Genomic DNA, 24,869 nt, shown 5'->3' on the forward strand with positions numbered 1-24,869 from the left:
AATGATTAAAAGATACTCTCGAAAAGAATTAACAGATATTTGGTCTGAGGAAAATAAATACAAAATATGGTTGGATGTTGAAATTGCTGCAGCTCAAGCAATGGAAAAACTTGGTCAAATTCCAAAAGGTGTCTCGTCAATAGTTAGGAAAAAAGCTAGAATAAATGTAAAAAGAATTCATCAAATTGAAAGTAAAGTTAAACATGATGTAATTGCTTTTTTAACTTCTGTAACTGAAAAAGCAGGAATTAAAGCTAGATATCTTCATCTTGGCATGACTTCATCTGATGTAGTAGATACAAGTTTTAATATTCAATTAGTTCAATCAGGAAAAATTATCTTAAAAGACATAGATCAAATTTTAAAAGTATTAAAAAAACAAGCTAGAAAATATAAATTTACTCCTTGCATAGGTCGTAGTCATGGAATTCATGCTGAGCCAATAACATTTGGATTAAAATTAGCTTCCTTTTATGAAGAGTTTAAAAGAAATAGAGAAAGATTAGTTTACGCTATTGATCAAATATCAACTTGTGCAATTTCTGGAGCTGTTGGAACATTTGCAAATGTAAACCCTAATGTTGAAAAACATGTTGCAAAAAAACTTGGATTAAAAGTTGAACCAATCTCTACTCAAATTATCCCTAGAGATCGACATGCATTTTATTTTTCAGTATTGGGAATTATCGCAGGAAGTATAGAAAGAGTAGCTATAGAAATAAGACATTTACAAAGATCAGAAGTTTATGAACTGCAAGAATATTTTTCTAAAAGCCAAAAGGGTTCATCTGCAATGCCCCATAAAAAAAATCCAATTTTAAGTGAAAATTTAACCGGACTTGCAAGAATGGTAAGAAGTTCTGTTGTTCCAGCGCTTGAAAATATTGCACTTTGGCATGAAAGAGATATTTCACATTCAAGTGTAGAGAGAAATATTGGTCCTGATGCAAATATTACTCTAGACTTTGCACTGGTAAGATTAGCAAGTGTTTTAGATAATATGATTGTTTATCCAAAAAAAATGCTAGAAAATCTTAATCTTACTAAAGGGCTAATTTTTTCACAAGAAGTGATGCTAGAACTGACAAAAACTGGTATCACAAGAGAAAAATCTTATAAGTTAGTACAAGGATATGCAAAAAAATGTTTTGCTGAAAATTTAGATTTGTTTAATGTTATTCAGTCTGACAAGTTAATAATGAGTAAAATTTCAATTAAAAAGTTAAAGTCTATCTTTAGTTATTCTAAACACTTTAAAAATGTAAATCTAATTTTTAGGCGGGTTTTCAAATAATGAAAAAAGGTAAAAAACTTTACGAGGGAAAAGCCAAGATAATTTATTCAACCTCTGATAAAAATTTGGTAATCCAATACTTTAAAGATGATGCTACAGCATTTAATAATGAAAAAAGAACTACTATTGAGGGTAAAGGAGTTTTAAATAATAGAATTTCTGAACATATTCTTACAAATTTATCTCAAATTGGTATTGAAAATCATTTAGTCAAACGACTAAATATGAGAGAACAATTAATTAAATTTGTAGAAATAATTCCAATTGAATTTGTTATTCGGAATGTTGCGACAGGATCTTTGACTAAAAGACTTGGAATAGAAGACGGAACTGTACTAAAAGAACCTTTAATTGAATACTGTTTGAAAGATGACAAACTTGGCGATCCATTGATTTCAGAGGATCATATTTACGCGTTTGATTGGGCAAATAAAAAAGAAATCGAAAAGATAAAAAAAACTATTTTTAGAATTAATGATTTTATGATTGGGATGTTTAGAGGAGTGGGAATAAAATTAATTGATTTTAAATTAGAATTTGGGCGAACTAAAATTGATGGTAGAAAAGAAATAATTTTGGCTGATGAAATAAGCCCTGATACTTGTAGATTGTGGGACTCTGCAACTGACAAAAAACTTGATAAAGATAGATTTAGAAAAGATTTAGGAGATTTATTACCTGCGTATACCGAAGTTGCCAAAAGACTTGGAATTCTACATGAGCAATCAAACGTTTCTGCAGTGAATGTAACTAAACTATCCTCAATTAAAAAGAAGCGAAAATGAAAGTTTCTGCCGTAATAACTCTTAAAAAGGACGTTTTAGATCCACAAGGCAAAGTAATCCATGAGACATTAGATGGTATGGGCTTTAATTCTGTAAATGAGGTTAGACAAGGAAAATATTTTGAAATTGATGTTAAAGAAAATGATCCAAAAAAAGCTAAAGAACTTGTTGAAGATATGTGCCAAAAACTTTTAGCTAATCTTGTTATTGAAAACTACAAAATTATTGAAACACAATAATTAATGAAATCATCAGTTATAACCTTCCCTGGTTCAAATTGTGATCGAGACATGGATGTAGCTCTTACAAAATTTGGATTTAAAAATAAAATGGTTTGGCATAATGATCAAGAATTACCCAAAAGTGATTTAATTGTTTTGCCTGGTGGTTTTTCTTATGGTGATTATTTACGTTGTGGCAGTATGGCATCAAAGTCAAAAATTATGCTTTCAGTAATTAATTTTGCAAAATCAGGTGGATTGGTTATGGGAATTTGTAATGGTTTTCAAATTTTAGTTGAGGCTGGATTGGTGCCAGGAGTATTATTAAGAAATAAATACCTTCAATTTATTTGTAAAAATGTCCACGTAAAAGTTAACAACAAAGAGAATTCTTTTTTTAAAAATCTAGATAAAAAAGTTTTGGAATTTCATATAGCCCATAATGAGGGTAATTATTTTTGCACCAAAGATCAACTCAAAGAGATTGAAGATAATAATCAAATAGCAATTTATTATTGTGATCAAAATGGTAATACAAATGATCAAATAAATCCTAATGGTTCAATAAAAAATATTGCAGGTATTTTTAACAAAGAAAAAAACGTTTTGGGTATGATGCCTCATCCTGAGAGAATGATAGATGAAAGTTTGTCTGGGGAAGATGGATCCATCTTTTTTAAAAATCTTTTAAATAATATTAAATAATGTTGGTTAACGAAAAAATTGCAATTGAACATGGTTTAAAATCAGATGAGTATAAAAAGATTTGTAAATTATTAAAAAGAACACCTAATATTACTGAGTTAGGTATATTTTCTGCAATGTGGAACGAACACTGCTCCTATAAATCTTCTCGAATTCATTTAAAAAAATTACACACTAAAGGAAAAAAAGTAATTCAAGGACCAGGGGAAAATGCTGGAGTTATTGATATTGAAGATGGAGATGCATTAGTTTTTAAAATCGAGAGTCATAATCACCCTTCATTTATTGAACCCTATCAAGGAGCAGCAACAGGAGTTGGTGGAATTATGCGAGATGTTTTTACAATGGGTGCAAGACCTATTGCTAACTTAAATTCAATCCATTTTGGTTCAACTCAACACAAAAAAACAAAAAATTTATTAAGAGGTGTTGTTCATGGAATTGGTGGTTATGGAAACTGTATGGGAGTACCTACTATAGCAGGACAAACATCTTTTGATAGATCATACAATGGAAATATTTTAGTAAACGCGATGACTTTAGGATTAGTTAAAAAAGACAAGATATTTTACTCCAAGGCAGCTGGCTTAAATAAACCAGTTATTTATGTTGGATCAAAAACCGGTAGAGATGGAATTCATGGAGCAAGTATGGCCTCTGCAAGTTTTGATGAAAAAATCGAAGAAAAAAAACCAACTGTGCAAGTTGGAGATCCTTTTACTGAAAAGCTTTTATTAGAGGCGTGCTTAGAATTAATGTCAGGAGACTCAATTATTGCAATTCAAGATATGGGGGCTGCTGGACTAACCTCTTCAAGTATTGAAATGGCATCAAAGGGAAATTTAGGTATTGAAATTAACTTAAACAAAGTTCCATGTAGAGAAACAAAAATGACCCCTTACGAAATTATGTTATCAGAAAGCCAAGAAAGAATGCTTATAGTTCTTGAGAATGGTAAAGAAGAAATAGCCAAAAAAATATTTGATAAATGGAATTTAGATTTTGCTGTAATTGGAAAAACAACCAATACGAAAAATATTGAATTATTTTTTGACAATCAACAAGTAGCTAATATTCCAGTTAATACATTAGTTGAAAACTCTCCAATGTATGATCGAAAATGGAAAAAATCAAAATTACCAAAAAAAAATAAAATTGATAAAACAAAATTCAAGAATCTTAAGATTAAAGATACACTAAAAAAGATTTTATCAAGCCCAAACATTTGTAGTAAGGAATGGATTTGGCAACAATACGATCACACAGTCATGGGTGATACTATACAAAAACCAGGTGGAGATTCAGGCGTAGTAAGAGTTCATAAAACAGATAAAGCTATTGCTGCTACAGTTGACTCATCTGCAACTTATTGTTGGGCACACCCACTCACAGGAGGAAAACAAGTCGTTTGTGAAACTTGGAGAAATTTAATCTCAGTGGGTGCTAAACCTATAGCAGTTACTAATTGTTTAAATTTTGGAAGCCCAGAGAAAGAAGAAAATATGGGTGAGTTTGTCGAATGTGTTCAAGGTATCAGTGAGGCATGTAAGTATTTAGATTATCCTGTTGTCTCGGGCAATGTATCTTTTTACAACGAAACTAAAGACATTGGAATTAAACCAACTCCTACGATAGGAGGTGTAGGTTTAATTAAAGATTACAAAAAGATGATCACAATGGATTTTAAGGAAATCGACAACATCGTATTAGTGATTGGAAAAACAGAGGGTCATATAGATCAAAGTTTATTATCAAGAATAATTTTAAATGAAAATAATGGACCCCCACCTGAAGTAAATTTATTTAATGAAAAAAATAATGGTCTGACACTACTAAATTTAATAGAGAAAAATTTCATTAAAAGTGCCCATGATGTATCTCTCGGTGGAATAATCACAGCGATAAGCAAAATGTGTATAAAAGGTGATAAAGGTATACAAATCAAAAAACCAAAATTTTTGATTAATGAAATTGAATACTTTTTTGCTGAAGATCAAGGAAGATATTTAATTGAAATAAATCCAAAAGATTTCAAAGAAGTTTCTAAAATTTTAGATAAAAATTCAGTACATTGTGATGAGATAGGTAAAATCATCGATAAAGAGATGATAATTGATCAAAAGACGAAACTAACAATTGACGAATTAAAATCATATAATACTAATTGGCTTAAGAGTTACATGGTTTGATTATGGCAATGGATTTAAAAGAGATTGAAAAGTTTATTAAAGAAGCAATGCCAGATGCTTCAATAGAAATTCAAGATTTAGCTGGGGATGGTAATCATTATTCTGCTACTGTTACATCATCTCTATTTGCTGGAAAAAGTAAAATTGAACAACACAAAATGGTTTATAATTCATTAAAAGGCAGAATGGGGAATGAATTACATGCCTTAGCTATTAAAACAAAGGAACAATAATGGATGATAAAACAAAAAATATAATTCAAGATCATATCAATACTAACGATGTATGTTTATTCATGAAGGGAACTCCAGATGCTCCACAGTGTGGATTCTCAATGGCAGTTTCAAACATGCTAAAAATTTTAGAGGTAAATTTTAAAAGTGTTAATGTTCTTGAAGATCAATCAATTAGAGAAGGAATTAAAATTTTTAGTGATTGGCCTACTATTCCTCAACTTTACGTAAAAAAAGAATTTGTTGGTGGGTGTGATATTGTAAAAGAAATGTATGAAAGTGGTGAATTAAAAAAAGTTTTTACTGATAAAGGAATAAATTTTAAAAAATAATTATTATCTTGAGTAATATTCAATTACTAAGTTAGGCTCCATTACTACAGGATAAGGAACTTCTTCAAATTTTGGAACCCTTACAAACTTAAATTTTTTGTTTTTTTGATCTAATTGAATATATTCAGGTGCTTCTCTCTCTTTACTTGCTAAAGCTATATCAATGATTGCAAGTTGTTTAGATTTATCTCTTATTTCAATGCTATCTTCTTCTTTAACTAAGTAACTAGAAATATTTACTTTTTTTCCATTTACTTTAACATGTCCGTGGTTGATTAACTGTCTAGCAGAAAAAATTGTTGTAGCAAACTTCGCTCTATAAATTACTGCATCTAATCTTCTCTCTAGAAGACCAATTAAGTTCTCACTGGTATCTCCTTTAAGCATAGAAGCTTTTTTATAAATATTTCTGAACTGTCTTTCATTAATATTTCCATAATAAGCTTTAAGTTTTTGTTTCGCTTGTAATTGAATACCATAATCTGAAGGTTTACCTTGTTTAGTTTGACCATGTTGACCTGGTCCGTAAGCTCTTTTATTGAATGGGCTTTTAGGTCTGCCCCATAGGTTTACTTTTAGTCTTCTATCTACTTTATGTTTAGAGTTAATTCTTTTTGTCATTTGATATTGGGTCTTATAAACTTACTCTTTTGTTTGTCAATCAACGTTTTTTACCTAAACTTGCGAATACTCCTGATAATATACGTGTTTCTTTATCAGATAAGTCCATTTTATAAAAAATATTTCTTAGGTTCTCTAGCATTTTAGGTCTCTTTTCCTTTGGTCTAAAAAAATTTATTTCATCTAAATTTTTAATGCAAAGATTTAACATTGATTGAATTTCTTTTTTACTTGCGGATTTAATCTTTTTTGATTTTTTGAATTGAACATTTTTAATTTTCATAAGACTAGCTACTTGTTGAGCGATTATGATCATACTATGGGATAGATTTAATGATTTAAAATTAGGATTAGTAGGTATTTGCAAAGTATAATTAGCATAGCTGATTTCATCGTTTGATAAACCTGAAGCCTCTGAACCAAACAGAAAACCAATTTTCTTTTTAAAATCAATTTTTTTTAAATCATCTAAGTTAATATGTTTGACATTTTTATTTCTAAATCTTGCAGAAGTAGCAATAACAATATCAATTTTGCTTATGGCCTTCTCCAAATTATCATAATTTTTGCTTTGTTTGATTATATCTTTAGCACCTACTGACGTAGCTAAAATTTTATCATTTGGAAAAATAGGTTTAGGATTTATTAATACCATTTTCTTAAAATTAAAATTCTTAATTGCTCTAGCACAGGCTCCAATATTTTCTGATAATTGAGGTTTATGGAGAATAAATGAAATATTATTATTGTTCATTTATTTACTAGCAGGAGCATTATCTTTAAATAATTTATAATCCAAACTATCAATTAATGCTTTAAAAGAAGCATCGATAATGTTCGTTGATACACCGATAGTAAACCAATTTTTTCCTTTAGAGTCTGTACTTTCAATTGACACTCTTGTTACAGCTTCTGTTCCTGTATTTAATATTCTAACTTTATAATCTACCAGTTTTAAATCTTTTAAATACTTTGAGTATTTTGCTAATCTATCAACATTTTGTCTTATGGCATTATCTAAAGCATTTACTGGACCATTCCCTTCTCCTTCGCACATAATCTTTTCTCCATCAACTTCCAACTGAGCTTTTGCAGATGAAACTATTTCGCCAGATTTATTTTTCTTTACCGAAACATCATATTCATTAATAGATATATATCTTGGTATTTCTCCAATAATTCTTCTAGCCAATAATTCAAATGATGCATCAGCACCATCATAACTATAACCAATGAATTCTCTGTCTTTTACTTCGTCTAATAATTTTTTAATTTTTGGATCATTTTCTTGGATATCAATTTTTATACTTTTTAATCTTGAGATAATATTTGACTTTCCTGATTGATCAGAGACAACAATATTTCTTGTGTTACCAACCTCTTCTGGATTGATGTGTTCATAAGTTTTTGGATCTTTTTGTACAGCAGATACATGTAATCCTCCTTTGTGTGAAAAAGCTGCAGCACCCACATAAGGTAAATGCTTATTGGGTTTTCTGTTTAAAATTTCATCCAAAAGCCTAGAACAATCAGTCAGATTTTTGATGTTTTTTGATTTTATTCCAATTTCAAATTGAGATGAAAAATCTTTCTTCAAAAAAAATGTTGGTATTAATGACATCAAATTTGCATTTCCACATCTTTCTCCCAAACCATTTATTGTACCTTGAATTTGTCGAACACCTGACAATACTGCTGCTAATGAATTAGCAACTGCATTACCAGTGTCATTATGAGCGTGGATTCCTAAGTTTTTTCCTGGAACAACTTTCACTACTTCACTAACTATCTTTGTAATTTCATGTGGAAGTGTTCCTCCATTTGTGTCACATAGTATCACCCATCTAGCGCCTTGGTCATAAGCCGCTTTAATACAGGAAACCGCATATTTTGGATTTGCTTTATAACCATCAAAAAAATGCTCTGCATCAAACATAAATTCTTTTTTTGCTTTAATAAAATGTTTTGCGCTTTCAGAAATATTTTCTAAATTTTCCTCATTTGTTATTCCTAAAGCAACATCAACATGAAAGTCCCAAGACTTACCCACCAAACACACTGCTGAGGTATTAGAATTCATAAGTGCAGATAATCCAGTATCATTTTCTGCACTTCGTCCAGATCTTTTTGTCATTCCAAAAGATGTTAGTTTTGAATTTTTGAAATCATGTTTTTTTTGAAAAAATTCTGTATCTGTTGGGTTGGCCCCAGGCCATCCTGCTTCTATATAATCCACACCTAAATTATCCAAAGCTAAAGCAATTTTTTCTTTATCTTCTATAGAAAAGTCAACTCCTTGAGTTTGAGCTCCATCTCTTAGGGTTGTATCAAATATGTATAATCTTTCTTTGCTCATTTAAATTTCCAGAGTGTTTTACCATCTTTGTCTTCTATTAAAACTCCTTTGTCTAAGAGCTCATCTCTAATTCTGTCAGCCTCTTTATAATTCTTATTTTCTCTAGCTTTATCTCTTAAACTAAGCATATTTTCAATTTCAGACTCAGTTATAGATACTCTTTTCTTTTTAAATTCATTCCACTGTTCGCTAGTTTCATTCATCAAACCAATAAATTTACATGCTGAAACAAATAATTCTATATTTTCACCTTTATTAGCTTTTTCATATAACTTGTGAAGGTTGGCGATATATCCAGGTGTATTCAAATCTTCATAAAGTGGTTTTAAAATTTCGTCTGAAACTTTGACAGATTTAAGATTTGAAGAATACATTTTATACCACTTATCTAAAGTACTTTCACAATCACTTAATAACTTGTCGTTCCAATCTAGTGGTTGCTTATAGTGTGCACTCATTAAAGCTAATCTGATTATTTGACCACTAATCTTATTTCTAAAATCTTTTATTTTAAGAATGTTACCTTGTGACTTGGCCATTTTTTCATTAGACATGGTAATAAAAGCATTGTGGACCCAATAATTTGCAAAAACTTTTGTATCATTGGCACATCTAGACTGGGCTATTTCATTTTCATGATGAGGAAAAATAAGATCTATGCCTCCGCCATGAATATCAAATTCATTACCTAAGAATTTTTTTGACATGGCTGAACATTCTAAATGCCAACCTGGTCTACCTTTCCCCCAAGGTGAATCCCAAGCAGGTTCATCATTATTTGATGGTTTCCATAAAACAAAGTCTTCAGGATTTTTTTTGTTTTCACTAATCTCTACTCTGGATCCAGCAACCAAGTCTTCTAAATTTTTATTTGATAATTTGCCATAATCAGAAAATTTTTTAACTTCAAAATAAACATGTTTTTTATTTTCATATGCGAATCCTTTTTTTATTAAATCATTTATCATTTCAATCATCAGATCAATATGTTCAGTAGCTTTTGGTTGATGAGTAGGATTTTCACAATTCAGAAACTCACAATCTTTGAAAAAACTTGAAGTTACTTTTTCAGTTAGTTCTTTTGTTGAAATTTTTTGCTCTTGTGAGGATTTTATTATCTTGTCATCAATATCAGTTATATTTCTCACATATTTTACAGAGGGAAATTCATTTTTTAATAATTTAAATAAAATATCAAAAATTACTAAAGGTCTTGCATTTCCTATGTGGGGATCATCATAAACTGTAGGTCCACAAACATACATTCCAACATTATTTTTTTCTTTAGGAATAAAATGTTCTTTTTTATTACTTAAATTATTTGTTAAAAAAATATCCATATCAGTTGATTAAGAAATATACCTTATTTGATGATTTGTTAATCTAATTGATTAACTAGGAATCTTGCAAACTGGAATTGGCTCCATTTTATGCAAGTTTTGATTTCGAATTTTTTCGTATTGTTCTCTGTGAGGTGAATTTGGGTTTCCCATTGCATCTTCAAGTTCTGAATATTTGAATCCTAATTGACCTTCATCTGTTCTTCCATCGTCCCATAAACCATCAGTTGGTGGAGCATCGATAATTTCTTTTAATATACCTAATTCTTTCCCAAGTTCCCAAACTTCACTCTTATTACAATCAGCTATTGGAGATATATCCACACCACCATCTCCGTATTTTGTGTAAAAACCTACTCCAAAGTCCTCTACTTTATTTCCTGTTCCAACTACAATACCTTTATTTGCTGCTGCAACCTGATAAAGGGTAGTCATTCTCAGTCTCGCTCTGGAGTTAGCAAAACCATGCTCATTATCAAATTTATTTAGTGTTGTTGAAAATGTTTCAAAAAGTTTATCTAAACTTAAAGTATGAGCTTCAACATTCTTAAAATTTTTTACCAGCCACTGTTGATGTTTTAAACTTAAATCATGTTGATTTTCTTTTTGTTTAATCGGCATAGTTAAAACAATAGTTTTCATACCAGTCATCGCACTTAAAGTGCTTGAAACTGATGAATCTATACCTCCGGATATTCCGATAACTAATGATTGTGCCTTACTTGGCATTTGATCAACATAAGTTTTGATCCAGTTTGAGATAAATTTTACTTTTTCTGAAGGGGTCATATCAAATATCTAACTATCTTAAATTTTAATGCAATAGCTTAAGATGCCGCTTGAATAGCATTTTTAGAATAGCTGCTATTCTTTTTAATCTCATCAGAAATTAAAAATGCTAACTCTAAAGCCTGGTCTGAATTCAGTCTTGGGTCACAGTGAGTGTGGTATCTGCTTGATAAATCAGCATCAGATATTTTTCTAGCTCCACCAGTACACTCCGTCACATCTTGACCAGTCATTTCAACATGTAAACCACCTGCGTAAGATCCCTCTGAGTGATGTACACCAAAAACATTTTTGACCTCATTAACTACGTTGTTAAATGGTCTCGTTTTAAAACCAGTTGTTGATACAATTGTATTCCCGTGCATTGGGTCACATGACCAAATAACATTAAGTCCTTCTTTTTTAATTCGTCTAATTAACTTAGGCAAAAATTTTTCTACATTTTGATGACCGAATCTTGAAATTAAAGTTATTTTTCCTTTTTCATTTTTTGGGTTTAAAGTTTCGCAGATTTTTGCAATCTCCTCAGGTTTTGAAGTTGGACCACACTTTATTCCAATGGGATTTTCTATTCCTCTACAAAACTCAACATGTCCACCGTCTAATTGTCTTGTTCTATCTCCAATCCAAACGAAATGTGCAGATGTATCATGGTATTCACCAGTAGTAGAGTCTACTCTGGTCATACTTTCCTCGAATGGTAAATGTAATGCCTCATGTGAAGTCCAAAAATTTACAGTGTATAATCTATTGTTAAAGTCTGAAGTTATTCCGCAAGCTTCCATGAAAGCAAGTGCATCTGCAATTTTGTCCTCCAAGTCTTTAAATTTTTTCGCTTGAGGACTTTTTTTAATGTAATCTAAATTCCATAAATGAACTTTGTTCAAATCTGCAAAACCACCTTTTGAAAATGCTCTAAGTAAATTAAGTGTTGAAGCTGATTGAGAATATGCTTTGTACATTCTTTTTGGATCAGGTCTTCTAGCTTTTTCATTAAAGTCTATTGCATTAATGTTATCACCTAAATAACTTGGTAATTCTACATCACCTTGTTTTTCTGTTGGAGCACTTCTTGGTTTAGAAAACTGTCCAGCAATCCTACCAAGTTTAACAATTGGTAAAGACGCTGAATATGTCATAACTAAAGCCATTTGAAGAATTACTTTAAAAGTGTCTCTTATATTATCGGGATGAAACTCTGCAAAACTTTCAGCACAGTCACCGCCTTGCAATAAAAAAGCCTTACCATCAACTACTTTAGATAATTGATCTTTTAAATGTCTAGTTTCACCTGCAAATACAAGTGGTGGAAATGTTTTTAATTTATTTAAAACACTATTAAGTTCCTTTTCATCATCATACGCAGGTATGTGTTTCACAGGATACTTTCTCCAGCTATTTACTTTCCAATTTTTCATGTTCAACTCAGGATTGTTGTATCAGAGTTTTTCTATTATTCAACGGTTACTGATTTAGCTAAATTTCTAGGCTTATCTATATCAAATCCTTTTTTAAGAGCTGAATAATAAGCTAATTTTTGTAAAGGTATTGTTAAAAGAAATGGCAAAAGATCCTCATTAGCACTTTCAACTTCAATTTTTTCCCAAATATTTTCTGAGACCACCTCATCTTTACTTCTATTGGTTACTAATAAAACTTTTGCCCCTCTTGCAATAACTTCCTGCATGTTAGAAATGGTTTTCTTATAATAATTATCTCTTGGTGCTAGAACAACAACGGGCATTCCTTCCTCAATCAGCGCAAGTGGTCCATGTTTCATTTCACCAGCTGGATAACCCTCGGCATGGATATATGATAGTTCTTTTAATTTTAATGCACCCTCTAATGCTATTGGAAAAGAAAAACCTCTTCCTAAAAACATTGAACCCTTAGCTTCGTTAAAAGTATTTGATATTGTTTGTATCTTATTATCAGTCAATAAGGTCTTTTCAGCTAATTTAGGAAGAGATTTAAGATCTTTAAGCTTTTCATTAAATAGCTCTTTTTTCAAATCTTTCCTTAATGATCCAAGTTTTAAAGCTAAAATGTATAATATAAGAATTTGACCCAAAAAGGCTTTAGTAGATGCAACACCTATCTCAGTCCCACAGTGTATTGGTAAAACAAATTTAGAATCTCTAGCTATAGAACTCTCAATGACATTTACAACAGCGCATGTTTTCATATCATTTTGATTACACAAATCTAATGCTGCGTAAGTATCTGCTGTTTCGCCTGATTGAGATACAAATATATATAAAGTTTCTTTCTTAAATCTATTTTTTCTGTATCTAAACTCAGAAGCAATATCTACATTAACATCTAATGAGGTTAATTCTTCGAACCAGTATTTTGCAAGTAGACAAGAATGATAAGCTGTTCCACAACCAATTAAAGTTATGGAAGAAATTTCATTAGTTTTCCAAGGAAAATTATAAATATTAATATCGTTATTTAATGTATCTACATATTCATTAATCCCATTTTTTAATGTTGTTGGTTGTTCTTCTATTTCTTTAGCCATGAAATGTTTGTAATCACCTTTGTCATATTTTTCATCCTCAAGTGATAATTCCAAAACTTTTTTATTTATCTTGTCTCCATCTTCATTAAAAAATTCAACATGATCTTTTTTTATAATACAAAATTCACCATCATTTAGATAAGTAATCTTATTTGTCATCGCCTTCAGTGCGTATGAATCTGAACCTAAATAATTTTCATTTGGGCCATACCCAACAGCTAATGGCGATCCTCTTCTTGCACCAACTATTAAATCAGGTTGATCTTTAAATATTATACCTAACGCAAAACTACCATGAAGAGATTTCAGAGTTTTTTTAATTGAATTTACAATATTTTCAGTTTTTAAATTTTCTGTAATTAAATGCACGATCACTTCAGTATCAGTTTGTGACTTAAATTTATGACCCTTGCTTATTAAAAATTTTTTTAATAACGTAGAATTTTCAATTATTCCATTATGAACTACAGAAACATTTTGCGAAGAGTGAGGGTGAGCATTAATACTGTTAGGTAAACCATGTGTAGCCCAACGAACATGTCCTATACCAATGGTTCCTTCCATTTTTTGGACTAAAAGATTATTTTCTAAATTATCAACTCTTCCTTCGGATTTAACTTCGTTAATTTCATTGTTTGAAAGCGTTGCTATACCGGCTGAGTCATATCCTCTATATTCTAATTTTTTTAAAGAGCTAATTATAGTTGATGAGACAGGTCTACTACTGTTGATTCCAATTATTCCACACATAATTATTTAGACTTTCTTTTATAATTTTTTATCTCAAGTTGTTGACTTCTAGTCAGTGCTAAAGATTTTTTACCCACATTTCTAGTGATTACTGATCCTGCTCCAATTATACTATTTTCTGCAAGCGTAATTGGGGCTACTAAAGAAGAATTAGAACCAATAAAAACATTATCTTTTATATTAGTTTTGTATTTTTTAACTCCATCATAGTTGCAAGTGATTGTTCCTGCTCCAACATTAACTGATTTACCAATTGAGGCATCACCAATATAAGTTAAATGATTTACCTTAGATTTTTTTCCAAGAGTGCTTTTTTTAATTTCAACAAAATTACCAATCTTAGATCCTTCCTTTAATGTTGTACCGGGTCTTATTCTTGCATAAGGACCTACCTCAACTTTATTTTCAATTTTACAATTCTCTAAATGACTGAAAGATTTTATAGTAACATTATTACCAATTTTCACTTTTGATCCAATAACTACATATGGTTCTATAGTCACATTTTTTCCAATTTTAGTATCTTTAGAAAAATAGATTGTTTCTGGAGCAATCATATTTACTTTGGATTTCAAAAATTTATTTCTTAGTGAATTCTGTAGCTTGTTTATTTGTAACTGTTTCATCTAGAAAATTACTTACAATAAGTATATATCTTTCTTAATTCACAAAATATTTCTTAAAAATACTTTTAAATATGAAACAAATTTATACAATTCTTTTTGATTTAGATGGTACTTTAGTAGATACGGCGCCTGACTTGATGAATGCTCATAATTATGTGATGAATAAATTTGGTTATCCAACTAAATCTACTGAAGAAATAAGAAATTTAGTAGGTGGTGGAGCTGGGGCTATGATTGGAAGATCGATATGGGGTCAGGCTAAAAAAGAATTTGGAAAAGTTCAAGATGAAAAAATAAAAAAAGAAATGGTTAAAGAGTTTGTAGATTATTATGGAAAAAATATTGTAAATGAAAGTAAACTAATTGACGGTGCAAAAGATTTTTTAATATGGTCAAAAGAAAAAAATATTTCGATGGCTGTATGTACAAATAAACAAGAACATCTTGCTATTGATCTATTAAAAAAAATAGGAATTTACGATTTTTTTGAGTACGTTGCTGGCCATAATACATTTGATTACTGCAAGCCTGATCCAAGACACTTAACATCTGTCGTTGAGATTTTAGGTGGAGATCTTAAAAAAACTTTAATGGTTGGCGATAGTGAAACAGATGCTAACGCCGCAAAAGCTGCTGGAATTCCAGTTATTTTACTTGAGGATGGTTATACTGAAAAAAATACAACTGAAATTTACCATAATCACTTAATAAAAGACTTCATTGGTATTGAAAAAATCGTAACAAAATATCTTTAATATTGATTATTTTTTTTTAACTATTAGAACAGTTTTCAATTAGGAGTTATTTTGATCATACATAACGTAAAAGTTTTCCCATCTAAAATTCACTTACCCAAAAAAAAACAGCTGGCTTGGAAAATCGCAGAGATTGCAAGTGATAATGCAAAGTTAGATAAAGAAGCAATAGAGATGGTGATTAATAGAATTATTGATAATGCCTCAGTTGCAATAGCCTCATTAAACAGACATCCTGTTATTTCATCTAGGGAAATGGCTTTTAAACATTTGAGAAAAAACGGTGCAACATTATTTGGTGTTAACAGTAAATTAAAATTTGATTGCGAATGGGCTGCATGGAGTAATGGTACGGCTGTAAGAGAACTTGATTTTCATGATACTTTTTTAGCAGCTGATTACAGTCATCCTGGTGATAATATCCCACCCTTGTTAAGTGTTGCTCAACAAAATAAAAAAAGTGGGATCGATCTTTTAAGAGGGATAATAACTGCCTACGAGGTTCAAGTTAATTTAGTAAAAGGAATTTGCTTACATAAACATAAAGTAGATCACATAGCTCATTTAGGACCAAGTGTTGCTGCTGGAATAGGATCGATGTTGAGACTAAATACAGAAACAATCTATCAAGCTGTTCAACAAGCTCTGCATACAACTATTTCAACTAGACAGTCTAGAAAAGGTGAAATTTCAAGTTGGAAAGCTTATGCTCCAGCGCACGCTGGGAAACTTGCAATTGAAGCTGTTGATAGAGTTATGCGTGGTGAAGGTGCTCCAAGTCCGATTTATGAAGGTGAAGATAGTGTTATAGCGCGAATTTTAGATGGAAAAAAAGCGTTGTATAAAGTTCCACTTCCAAAAAAAAACGAGACTAAGAAAGCTATACTTGAAACTTATACAAAAGAATATTCTGCTGAATATCAATCTCAAGCATTAATTGATCTTGCAAAAAAACTTAAAAAGAAAATATCAAATTTAAATCAAATAAGAAAAATTGATATTTATACCAGTCATCATACTCATTATGTGATTGGTACAGGTGCAAACGATCCTCAAAAAATGGATCCAAATGCAAGTAGAGAAACGTTAGATCATTCAATAATGTATATATTTGCTGTGGCTTTAGAGGATGGTAGCTGGCACCATGTAAAATCTTATTCGAAAGCTAGAGCAAAAAGAAAAAGTACAATTAAGATATGGAGATCAATCAAAACCCATGAGGATAAAAAATGGACCAAAAGATATCATGACCCTAACCCTAGAAAAAAAGCTTTTGGTGCAAAAGTCACAATTACGCTTAAAAACGGAAAAAAAATTACCGAAGAGCAAGGAGTTGCAGATGCTCATCCTTATGGTTCAAGACCGTTCAAAAGAAAAAATTATATAAACAAATTTTTAACACTTACCGAGAATATTTTAGATAAAAAAGAAATTGAAAGATTTTTAAAGACAGTGCAAAACTTAAGAAAACTAAAGTCAGGTCAATTAGATAGATTGAATATTATTGTTAAAAAGAGCAAAATTAAACGAAATTTAAAAAAAGGAATTTTTTAATGCATTTTGTTGAAAAAGAACCAATACAAAAAAGAAAAGATTTTACGGATAAATTAAAATCTAAAAAAATATTAAGAGTTCCTGGTGCTTATAATCCTTTAACTGCAAAGTTAATTGAGGAGATTGGTTATGATGCAGTTTATGTTTCAGGAGGTGTTATGGCAAATGATCTTGGATTCCCAGATATTGGATTAACTACACTGCAAGATGTTAGTACGCGGTCGTACTTAATTTCTAGAGTTACAAATCTTCCTACAATTGTAGATATAGATACAGGATTTAAATCATGTAAAGAAACTATAGAAACTTTTGAAGAGTTTGGAATTACTGGAGTTCATATAGAAGATCAAATTGAGAGAAAAAGATGTGGACACCTAGATAATAAAGAATTGATATCTACAGATGCAATGGTGAAAAAAATTAAAGAATGTGTGTCTGCAAAAAAAGATGAGAATTTTAAGATCATTGCGAGGTCTGATGCAAAAAGTGTAGAGGGTATAGATAAAATGATCGAAAGATGTAAAGCTTATATTGATGCTGGAGCAGAAATTGTTTTTCCTGAAGCACTTCATGATGAAAAAGATTTTGAAAAAGTTAGAGGAGAGCTATCGTGTTATTTATTAGCTAACATGACTGAATTTGGTAAAACTAAATTATTAAATTACAAACAATTAGAAGAACTTGGTTATAATATAGTTATTTATCCTGTTACAACTCAAAGATTGGCAATGAAAAATGTTGAGGATGGTCTAAGAGACATTTATGCAAATGGACACCAAAACAACATTATTGATAAAATGCAGACCAGAAAACGATTATATGATCTTGTAGATTATGAAAAATATAATAGTTTGGACGAAAAAATTTATAACTTTAACACTGAAGGTCATGAATAATGAGTGATGAGATAAAAAAGGGTTTATTGGGAATTGTTGTAGACGAAACTGAAGTCTCAAAAGTAATGCCTGAAATAAACTCTCTTACTTATAGAGGCTATGCTGCTCAAGATCTTTGTGAATATTGTAGATTTGAAGAAGTTGCTTATCTGATTTTAAACAAGGACTTACCTAATACTATCCAGCTTAGAAAATTTGAAAAGGAAGAAAAAAATAATAGAGAATTATCAAAAAATTTATATTCAATTATAAAAAAAATACCTAAAAAATCCCATCCTATGGATGTGGCCAGAACTGCCGTAAGTATTATGGGTTTAGAAGATAAAGAAACAACTGACTCCTCTCCTGAGGCAAATATGAGAAAAGCGATTAGAATTCTTGCAAAAACCCCTACTGCATTGGCTGCCTTCTACAGAATTAGAAAAGGTAAAAAAATTATTAAACCTAAGAAAAACTTAAATATGGCTGAAAACTTTTTTCATATGTGTTTTGGAAAAGTACCTCAAAAAGAAATAGTAAAAGCTTTTGATGTGTCTTTAATATTATATGCAGAGCATAGCTTTAACGTTTCAACTTTTACTGCAAGAACTATTACCAGCAGCTTGTCTGATATTCATGGTGCAATTACTGGTGCAATAGCAAGTTTAAAAGGTCCATTACATGGGGGAGCTAATGAAGAGGTAATGCATATGATGAATAAAATTAAAGATCCTAAAAATGCCCTTAAATGGATTAATAATGCATTAGATAACAAAGATGTTGTTATGGGATTTGGGCATAGAGTTTATAAAAGTGGAGATTCGAGAGTTCCGACAATGAGAAAGTATTTTGCTAAAGTAGCAAAAATTAAAAAAGATAAAAAATTTGAAAAAATTTATGACATTGTTGAAAAAGTAATGATTGAAAGAAAAAACATTCACCCAAATGTGGACTATCCTACTGGGCCGACTTATCACTTAATGGGTTTTGATACAGATTTCTTTACACCGATATTCGTTATTTCAAGAATAACTGGTTGGTCAGCACATATAATGGAGCAACACGCTGCAAACAAATTGATCCGACCTCTTGCAAGTTACAAAGGTAACAAGCACAGAAAAGTTTTACAATTAAATCAAAGATAATTAACTAAAAGCTTCGACCCAAGTCCCTTGTGTAGATGCTTTAGAATACTCAGTTGCACGACCCTCAAAGAAGTTCATGTGTTCAACTGCATTTAACATTGTATCTAACCATCCGAGAGGATTTTTTTGTACATCATAAATTGGTTCTAAGCCTAGTTGAACTAGTCTTCTATTACCAATAAATCTAATATAGTCTTTTACCTCTTTTGCAGTTAATCCTTCCATTGGACCCATTTCAAAAGCTAAATCTATAAAGGCATCCTCATGTTCAATAATAGTTCTGCAAGCTTCGTATAATTCTTTTTTCAATTTTGGAGTCCAGATTTCTGGGTTCTCTTTAATGAATTCTTTAAAAATTCTGATCATAGAATTACAGTGAAGAGTTTCATCTCTTACAGACCAAGTAACTATTTGCCCCATTCCTTTCATCTTATTATGTCTTGGGAAATTTAAAAGAATCGCAAAACTTGCAAATAATTGTAGACCTTCAGTGAAAGCACTAAAGACTGCAACGGTTTTAGCAATATCTTCTTTTGAATTAACATTAAATCCTTGCATGTAATCATATTTATCTTTCATCTCTTTATACTTCATGAATGCAGAATATTCTGACTCAGGCATTCCGATAGTATCTAGTAAATGAGAGTAAGCAGCAACATGAACTGTTTCCATTGCAGCAAAAGCAGTCATCATCATTAAAACTTCTGTTGGTTTAAAAACAGTCGTATAATGTCTTAAGTAACAGTTATTTACTTCAACATCAGCTTGAGTGAAAAATCTAAAAATTTGAGTTAAAAGATTTTTCTCAGGTTGTGATAAATTTTTTTGCCAATCTCTGACATCATCACCAAGTGGGACCTCTTCGGGTAACCAGTGAATTCTTTGTTGTGTTAACCAAGCGTCATAACACCAAGGGTATCTAAATGGTTTATAAACTGGGTTCTCAACTAAAAGACCCATCTTTTTTGGTTGGATAATTTCTTTTTTTTCTACTTTAATTTTCTCTGCTACTGACATGATAAACACTCCTCGTATTCCGGTTCCTCGTTAGTTTGTTGATTTTTAGATTTATATACATTAGCTGTAATATCAGTTGATTGAGCATTATTGATATTTTCAGCTCTTTGAATTGATTTTGATCTACAATAATAAAGGCTTTTTAAACCTTTTTTCCATGCATCAAAATGAATTCTATGTAATTCTTTTTTGTGAACGTCTGCTGGTAAAAATAAGTTGACTGATTGTGCTTGAGAAATAAATGGTGTTCTATCACCACTTAACTCAATGATCCATTTTTGATTTAATTCAAAAGCAGTTTTAAAAACATCTTTTTCTAATTCGGTTAAAAAATCTAAATGCGAAACAGAACCCTGGTTAGTCGTTATTGTTGACCAGGTTTCATCATCATTTTTACCATGACCTTCTAAAATCTCTTCTAGGTATCTATTTCTAACATTGAAAGATCCTGACAAAGTTTTATGGGTGTAACTGTTGGCTGCAATAGGTTCTACTCCTGGTGATGCTCCACCACAAATTATTGAAATAGATGCAGTTGGTGCTATTGCAGTTTTATTTGAAAATCTTTCTTTGAAACCATACTCTGCAGCATCAGGACATGCGCCTCTTTCTTCAGCTAAATCTTTTGATGCTTGGTTTACTTTTTCATGAATATTTTTAAAAATCTTTTTATTCCATGACTTTGCCATCACAGACTCTAGTGGAATTCTTTTTTGTTGTAAAAAAGAATGAAAGCCCATTACTCCTAACCCAACACTTCTTTCTCTCTCGGCAGAATATTTTGCATCTTTAAATTGCTCAGGTGCTTTATTAATAAAATCAGATAGAACATTATCTAAAAATCTCATTACATCTACGATCATATCTGGATCATCTTTCCATTCATCATACTTTTCTAAGTTCAGTGAAGACAAACAACAAACAGCTGTTCGATCTCTTCCATCTTTGTCAATACCCGTAGGTAAAGTTATCTCGCTGCAAAGATTTGAAGTTTTTACTGTTAGGTTTGCCAACTTATGATGTTGTGGAATTTGTCTATTAACAGTATCAATGTAAATAATATAAGGTTCTCCTGTTTCAATTCTTGCTGTTAATAATCTAATCCATAAATTTCTTGCAGATATAGTTTGTTGAATAGTTCCATCAGCTGGACTTTTTAATGCCCACTGTTCATCATTTTCTACAGCTCGCATGAATGCATCTGAAACTAAAACACCGTGATGTAAATTTAATGCTTTTCTATTTGGATCACCACCAGTTGGTCTTCTCATTTCCATAAACTCTTCTATTTCAGGATGATCAATTGGAAGATAACATGCTGCAGATCCTCTTCTTAATGAACCTTGGCTGATCGCCATAGTTAATGAGTCCATAACTTTTATAAACGGAATAATTCCAGAAGTTTTTCCAACTTTACCAATCTTCTCACCTATTGATCTTAAATTTCCCCAATAGCTTCCTATGCCCCCACCTTTTGCAGCTAACCAAACATTTTCACTCCAAAGATCTAGTATGCCACCTAAGCTATCTGATGCTTCATTTAAAAAACATGAAATCGGCAATCCTCTTTTAGTTCCACCATTAGATAAAACAGGTGTAGCTGGCATGAACCAGAGGTTACTTATATAATTATAAATTCTTTGCGCATGCAAATTATCATCTGCATATGTACTAGCTACTCTCGCAAATAAATCTTGAAAAGATTCATTGTGACCAAGGTATCTGTCTTTTAAGGTTGCCTTACCAAAATCAGTTAGGTTTACATCTTTTGAACGGTCAATTTTAATTATTATACCTTTATCATTTTGAAACAGCTCAGTTTCATTATTTAATGAGAATAAATCAGGTCTATTGCTTTTTTGAACCTCTTTGACTTCGGGGCTATATTCAGAGACAGCTTTCTTTAGGGCCTGCGATAGTATTTTATTCATATTTTGTTATTATATCTTGTTGTTTTAGCGAAAACAACTATATGTTGTATGCGCTTTGTATAGATATACTAAATATTATGTAAATCAATAGAACATTTATAGAACAGTTAAAAAATAATTCAACTATAAAAACTAAAAAAATGTAAGTAATTAACAGCATGACTCAATCAATTAAAATAGATCCTTTCGGCTTTCGAGAATATGACGCACGGTGGATTTATGAGAAAGATATTAACGAGCAAGGAATCACGAATCTTGGGAAAGGTCTAGGTACTCAAATTAAACAACATACTAAAAAAGAAAACCCAAGAATAATAGTCGGTCATGATTATAGATCATATAGTGAAAAGATAAAGTTAGCTCTAATAAAAGGTTTAGTTTCAACTGGGTGTTTCGTTGAGGATGTTGGTTTATCTTTATCACCAATGGTTTATTTCGCACAATTTAATTTGGATGCTGATGCAGTTGCGATGGTAACAGCTAGTCATAATGAAAACGGCTGGACGGGAGTAAAAATGGGGATCAAAAAAGGATTAACGCATGCTCCTGAAGAAATGAAAGAATTAAAAGAAATTACCTTAAACCAAAATTTTACTAAGGGTAAAGGTAATGAAAAACAAATTAAAGATTTTGATAAAGTCTATAAAGAGGATTTAATAAGTAAGAATAAGTTAAAAAAAGAAATAAAAGCTGTAGTCGCGTGTGGCAATGGTACAGCAGGGATTTTTGCTCCTGATATACTAAGAGGAATTGGGTGTGAAGTAATTGAATTAGACTGTAATTTAGATTGGAATTTTCCAAAATACAATCCAAACCCTGAGGATTTAGAAATGCTCCATGCTATAGCCAAATCAGTAAAAGAGAACAATGCTGATATCGGTTTTGGTTTTGACGGAGATGGTGATCGAGTTGGTGTAATTGATAATGAGGGGAACGAAATTTTTTCTGATAAAATAGGCTTACTGATTGCTAGAAATTTATCTAATTCACATAAAAATTCAAAGTTTATTGTAGATGTAAAATCTACTGGTCTTTACTCAACTGACAAAATTTTAAACAAAAATCAATGTGAAACTTTATATTGGAAAACAGGTCACTCTCACATCAAAAGAAAAGTATATAATGAAAAAGCTTTGGCTGGATTTGAAAAAAGTGGACACTTTTTTTTCAATCAACCACTAGGTTATGGTTATGATGATGGAATTAATTCAGCAATTCAGGTTTGTCATTTGTTAAATAATCAAGAAAAAAAAATGAGTGAAATAATGAAAGAACTTCCAACTACTTATCAATCACCAACAATGGCACCATTTTGTAAAGATGAGGAAAAATATAATGTAGTTAATGAGATGATAAAAGAGTTTAAAAAAATAAAAGATCAGAAAATTAAAATAGACAATCAAGAGATAAAAGAGATTATAACTGTTAATGGAGTTAGATTTTCTTTTGAAGATGGTTCATGGGGTTTAATTAGAGCGTCATCAAATAAACCATCTTTAGTCGTAGTAACTGAAAGCCCAACTTCAGATGAAAGGAAATTGAATATTTTTAAATTTATCGATGAGACCTTAATGAGAACTGGAAAAATTGGTGAGTATGACCAAAAAATTTAATTAATTTTTTTCCTCTTTATTTTCACTTTTGTTAATATCATTTTCTGTTTTTGATGGTTGTGAATGATCACTATAAAATTTTTTGATTAATTCTTCTTCTCTTAATCTTTGTTCTTGATCAAATTTATCCTCCCATTCTTTAATTCTACGATTTTCTTCTTTTATTCTCTCTTCCTCTTCATCTTTTTCTTTCAACAACTTAGCTCTTTCCTCTTCAATAAGTCTCTGTTTTTCTTGTTCTTTTCTTATTTCTTCAGTCCTTTCTCTCTCCGCCTTTTCTTTTAATAATTTTTCGGCTTCTGCAGCTTTAATTTTTCGTTCCTTTTCTTTAAGTTCTTCTTCTTTAGCTCTTTGCTCTGCTTGTTCCTTTAAAATTTGTCTTTCTAGCTCTTGTTGTCTATCTATTTCAAGTTGTCTTAACCTATTTTCAGTTTCTCTTAATTTTTCTTCTTCATATTTTAATTTTCTCGCGGCTTCTCTTAATTTTTGCTCTTCATCTAATCTTTTTTGTCTCTCTAAATCTCTTAATCTATTTCTTTCTTGTCTTTCTTGCTCTTTTTCATCTCTTCGTTTTTGAGCTTCTAATTCTTTTGATTTTATTTCCTCTAATTTAATTCTATTTTTTTCTTCTCTAATTTTCTGTCTTTCTAATATCTTTATTCTTAACTCTTCTTCTTTTAATTTTCTTGCGTCTTCCCTTAATTTTTTTGCTTCTTCATCTTTAATTTTTTGCTGTTCTATTTTTAATCTTTTAGCCTCAATTTTTTTTCTTTTTTCCTCATTTTTTTGAATTTGTTTTTCATTTTCTGTGATTAATTTTTTTTGGGCTAATATTTGAAGTCTCTCTTCTTTAGCTCTGTTTATTTTGTCTTTTTGAGCTTGTTTCTTTTGTTGTTGAATTTCTTTTTTTTCTTGAATTCTTTTCTCTTTTTCTATTTGTAATTTTCTTTTCTCTCTATTTTTTTTAAAATTTTGATAAAAATTCCCAATTTTATTTTTTGTTCCATCAATAATACTCTCAGGAATAGATTTAAAAATTTTAAGATTATTTCGAATCTTTTTTTTCACCTTGTTTTTACTCATTGTGTAAAATAACAATTTTTCATATTTGTTGCATATAGAAGTTGTGGTTATATTGAGTACAATCTTTGAGTGAAAGCTATGTTAAACCAATTAACTTTGGTGATTAACTCATAGATTCAACTATTAAGTGT

23 protein-coding genes are annotated in these 24,869 nt (G+C 30.6%); 12 read left to right on the forward strand and 11 right to left on the reverse strand.

Annotated features, from left to right (window positions below):
- Position 1 precedes the first annotated feature (1 nt).
- Genes purB through grxD form a run of 7 tightly spaced genes read left to right on the forward strand, consistent with a single transcriptional unit; the run spans position 2 to position 5,759 of the window.
- Positions 2–1,294 carry an adenylosuccinate lyase gene (gene purB, locus B5L73_RS04215; protein ID WP_085148294.1) on the forward strand — a complete coding sequence of 431 codons (1,293 nt, stop codon included), beginning with the start codon at positions 2–4 and terminating at the stop codon, positions 1,292–1,294.
- A complete protein-coding gene (gene purC, locus B5L73_RS04220; RefSeq protein WP_085148298.1) occupies positions 1,294–2,079 on the forward strand; it encodes a phosphoribosylaminoimidazolesuccinocarboxamide synthase in 786 nt (261 codons plus the stop codon). The genes purB and purC overlap by 1 nt, the downstream gene beginning before the upstream one ends.
- Complete coding sequence (purS, locus tag B5L73_RS04225; RefSeq protein ID WP_085148301.1) at positions 2,076–2,318, forward strand: phosphoribosylformylglycinamidine synthase subunit PurS; 243 nt, start codon at positions 2,076–2,078, stop codon at positions 2,316–2,318. The genes purC and purS overlap by 4 nt, the downstream gene beginning before the upstream one ends.
- Positions 2,319–2,321: 3 nt before the next feature.
- Positions 2,322–3,005 (forward strand): phosphoribosylformylglycinamidine synthase I, encoded by a 684-nt coding sequence (purQ, locus tag B5L73_RS04230; RefSeq protein ID WP_085148304.1) that lies wholly within the window; start codon positions 2,322–2,324, stop codon positions 3,003–3,005.
- A complete protein-coding gene (purL, locus tag B5L73_RS04235; protein WP_085148307.1) occupies positions 3,005–5,194 on the forward strand; it encodes a phosphoribosylformylglycinamidine synthase subunit PurL in 2,190 nt (729 codons plus the stop codon). The genes purQ and purL overlap by 1 nt, the downstream gene beginning before the upstream one ends.
- 2 nt (positions 5,195–5,196) lie before the next feature.
- Positions 5,197–5,427: a BolA/IbaG family iron-sulfur metabolism protein gene (locus B5L73_RS04240; RefSeq protein WP_085148309.1), complete on the forward strand. Its 231-nt coding sequence runs from the start codon at positions 5,197–5,199 to the stop codon at positions 5,425–5,427.
- A complete protein-coding gene (gene grxD / locus B5L73_RS04245) occupies positions 5,427–5,759 on the forward strand; it encodes a Grx4 family monothiol glutaredoxin (protein WP_085148311.1) in 333 nt (110 codons plus the stop codon). The genes B5L73_RS04240 and grxD overlap by 1 nt, the downstream gene beginning before the upstream one ends.
- Before the next feature lie 3 nt (positions 5,760–5,762).
- Here the strand turns inward: grxD and rpsD are convergent, their stop codons facing one another.
- From rpsD to B5L73_RS04285, 8 genes are read right to left on the reverse strand one after another with little or no spacing between them, the layout of a single operon-like run.
- On the reverse strand, positions 5,763–6,380 hold the full coding sequence (rpsD, locus tag B5L73_RS04250; protein ID WP_085148313.1) for a 30S ribosomal protein S4: 618 nt from the start codon (positions 6,378–6,380) through the stop codon (positions 5,763–5,765).
- Positions 6,381–6,420: 40 nt separating this feature from the next.
- Entirely contained in the window at positions 6,421–7,134 is a 714-nt protein-coding gene (locus tag B5L73_RS04255; RefSeq protein ID WP_085148315.1) for an RNA methyltransferase, read from the reverse strand.
- Positions 7,135–8,736 (reverse strand): citramalate synthase, encoded by a 1,602-nt coding sequence (gene cimA, locus B5L73_RS04260; protein WP_085148317.1) that lies wholly within the window; start codon positions 8,734–8,736, stop codon positions 7,135–7,137.
- Positions 8,733–10,076, reverse strand: a complete 1,344-nt coding sequence (cysS, locus tag B5L73_RS04265) for a cysteine--tRNA ligase (protein WP_085148320.1) — start codon at positions 10,074–10,076, stop codon at positions 8,733–8,735. Before cysS ends, cimA begins: the two co-directional genes overlap by 4 nt.
- Positions 10,077–10,127: 51 nt before the next feature.
- A complete protein-coding gene (gene nadE, locus B5L73_RS04270; RefSeq protein WP_085148322.1) occupies positions 10,128–10,865 on the reverse strand; it encodes an NAD(+) synthase in 738 nt (245 codons plus the stop codon).
- Between the two features lie 38 nt (positions 10,866–10,903).
- Complete coding sequence (locus B5L73_RS04275; protein WP_085148325.1) at positions 10,904–12,283, reverse strand: class II 3-deoxy-7-phosphoheptulonate synthase; 1,380 nt, start codon at positions 12,281–12,283, stop codon at positions 10,904–10,906.
- Positions 12,284–12,318: 35 nt separating this feature from the next.
- Positions 12,319–14,139 (reverse strand): glutamine--fructose-6-phosphate transaminase (isomerizing), encoded by a 1,821-nt coding sequence (gene glmS / locus B5L73_RS04280; RefSeq protein ID WP_085148327.1) that lies wholly within the window; start codon positions 14,137–14,139, stop codon positions 12,319–12,321.
- Between the two features lie 2 nt (positions 14,140–14,141).
- The gene (locus B5L73_RS04285; RefSeq protein ID WP_232309642.1) at positions 14,142–14,714 is read right to left on the reverse strand and encodes a DapH/DapD/GlmU-related protein; all 573 of its coding nucleotides are present in this window, start codon (positions 14,712–14,714) and stop codon (positions 14,142–14,144) included.
- Between the two features lie 122 nt (positions 14,715–14,836).
- Here B5L73_RS04285 and B5L73_RS04290 point away from each other — a divergent pair, with 122 nt between their 5' ends.
- From B5L73_RS04290 to B5L73_RS04305, 4 genes are read left to right on the forward strand one after another with little or no spacing between them, the layout of a single operon-like run.
- Positions 14,837–15,520 carry an HAD-IA family hydrolase gene (locus tag B5L73_RS04290; protein WP_085148333.1) on the forward strand — a complete coding sequence of 228 codons (684 nt, stop codon included), beginning with the start codon at positions 14,837–14,839 and terminating at the stop codon, positions 15,518–15,520.
- Positions 15,521–15,571: 51 nt separating this feature from the next.
- On the forward strand, positions 15,572–17,074 hold the full coding sequence (locus B5L73_RS04295; RefSeq protein WP_085148336.1) for an MmgE/PrpD family protein: 1,503 nt from the start codon (positions 15,572–15,574) through the stop codon (positions 17,072–17,074).
- The gene (prpB, locus tag B5L73_RS04300) at positions 17,074–17,970 is read left to right on the forward strand and encodes a methylisocitrate lyase (protein WP_085148339.1); all 897 of its coding nucleotides are present in this window, start codon (positions 17,074–17,076) and stop codon (positions 17,968–17,970) included. The genes B5L73_RS04295 and prpB overlap by 1 nt, the downstream gene beginning before the upstream one ends.
- A complete protein-coding gene (locus B5L73_RS04305; RefSeq protein WP_085148342.1) occupies positions 17,970–19,094 on the forward strand; it encodes a bifunctional 2-methylcitrate synthase/citrate synthase in 1,125 nt (374 codons plus the stop codon). The genes prpB and B5L73_RS04305 overlap by 1 nt, the downstream gene beginning before the upstream one ends.
- Here the strand turns inward: B5L73_RS04305 and B5L73_RS04310 are convergent, their stop codons facing one another.
- Both B5L73_RS04310 and B5L73_RS04315 read right to left on the reverse strand, forming a co-directional pair.
- Entirely contained in the window at positions 19,095–20,111 is a 1,017-nt protein-coding gene (locus B5L73_RS04310) for a ribonucleotide-diphosphate reductase subunit beta (protein ID WP_085148345.1), read from the reverse strand.
- Entirely contained in the window at positions 20,102–22,042 is a 1,941-nt protein-coding gene (locus tag B5L73_RS04315) for a ribonucleoside-diphosphate reductase subunit alpha (RefSeq protein ID WP_085148348.1), read from the reverse strand. The genes B5L73_RS04310 and B5L73_RS04315 overlap by 10 nt, the downstream gene beginning before the upstream one ends.
- Before the next feature lie 158 nt (positions 22,043–22,200).
- Here B5L73_RS04315 and B5L73_RS04320 point away from each other — a divergent pair, with 158 nt between their 5' ends.
- Positions 22,201–23,655, forward strand: coding sequence for a phosphomannomutase/phosphoglucomutase (locus B5L73_RS04320; protein ID WP_085148351.1), 1,455 nt, complete (start codon positions 22,201–22,203; stop codon positions 23,653–23,655).
- On the opposite strand, the gene B5L73_RS04325 is transcribed toward B5L73_RS04320, so the two are convergent.
- Entirely contained in the window at positions 23,656–24,738 is a 1,083-nt protein-coding gene (locus B5L73_RS04325; RefSeq protein ID WP_085148354.1) for a hypothetical protein, read from the reverse strand.
- Positions 24,739–24,869: the final 131 nt, after the last annotated feature.

It is taken from the genome of Candidatus Pelagibacter sp. RS39 (assembly GCF_002101315.1).
Taxonomy (GTDB): domain Bacteria; phylum Pseudomonadota; class Alphaproteobacteria; order Pelagibacterales; family Pelagibacteraceae; genus Pelagibacter.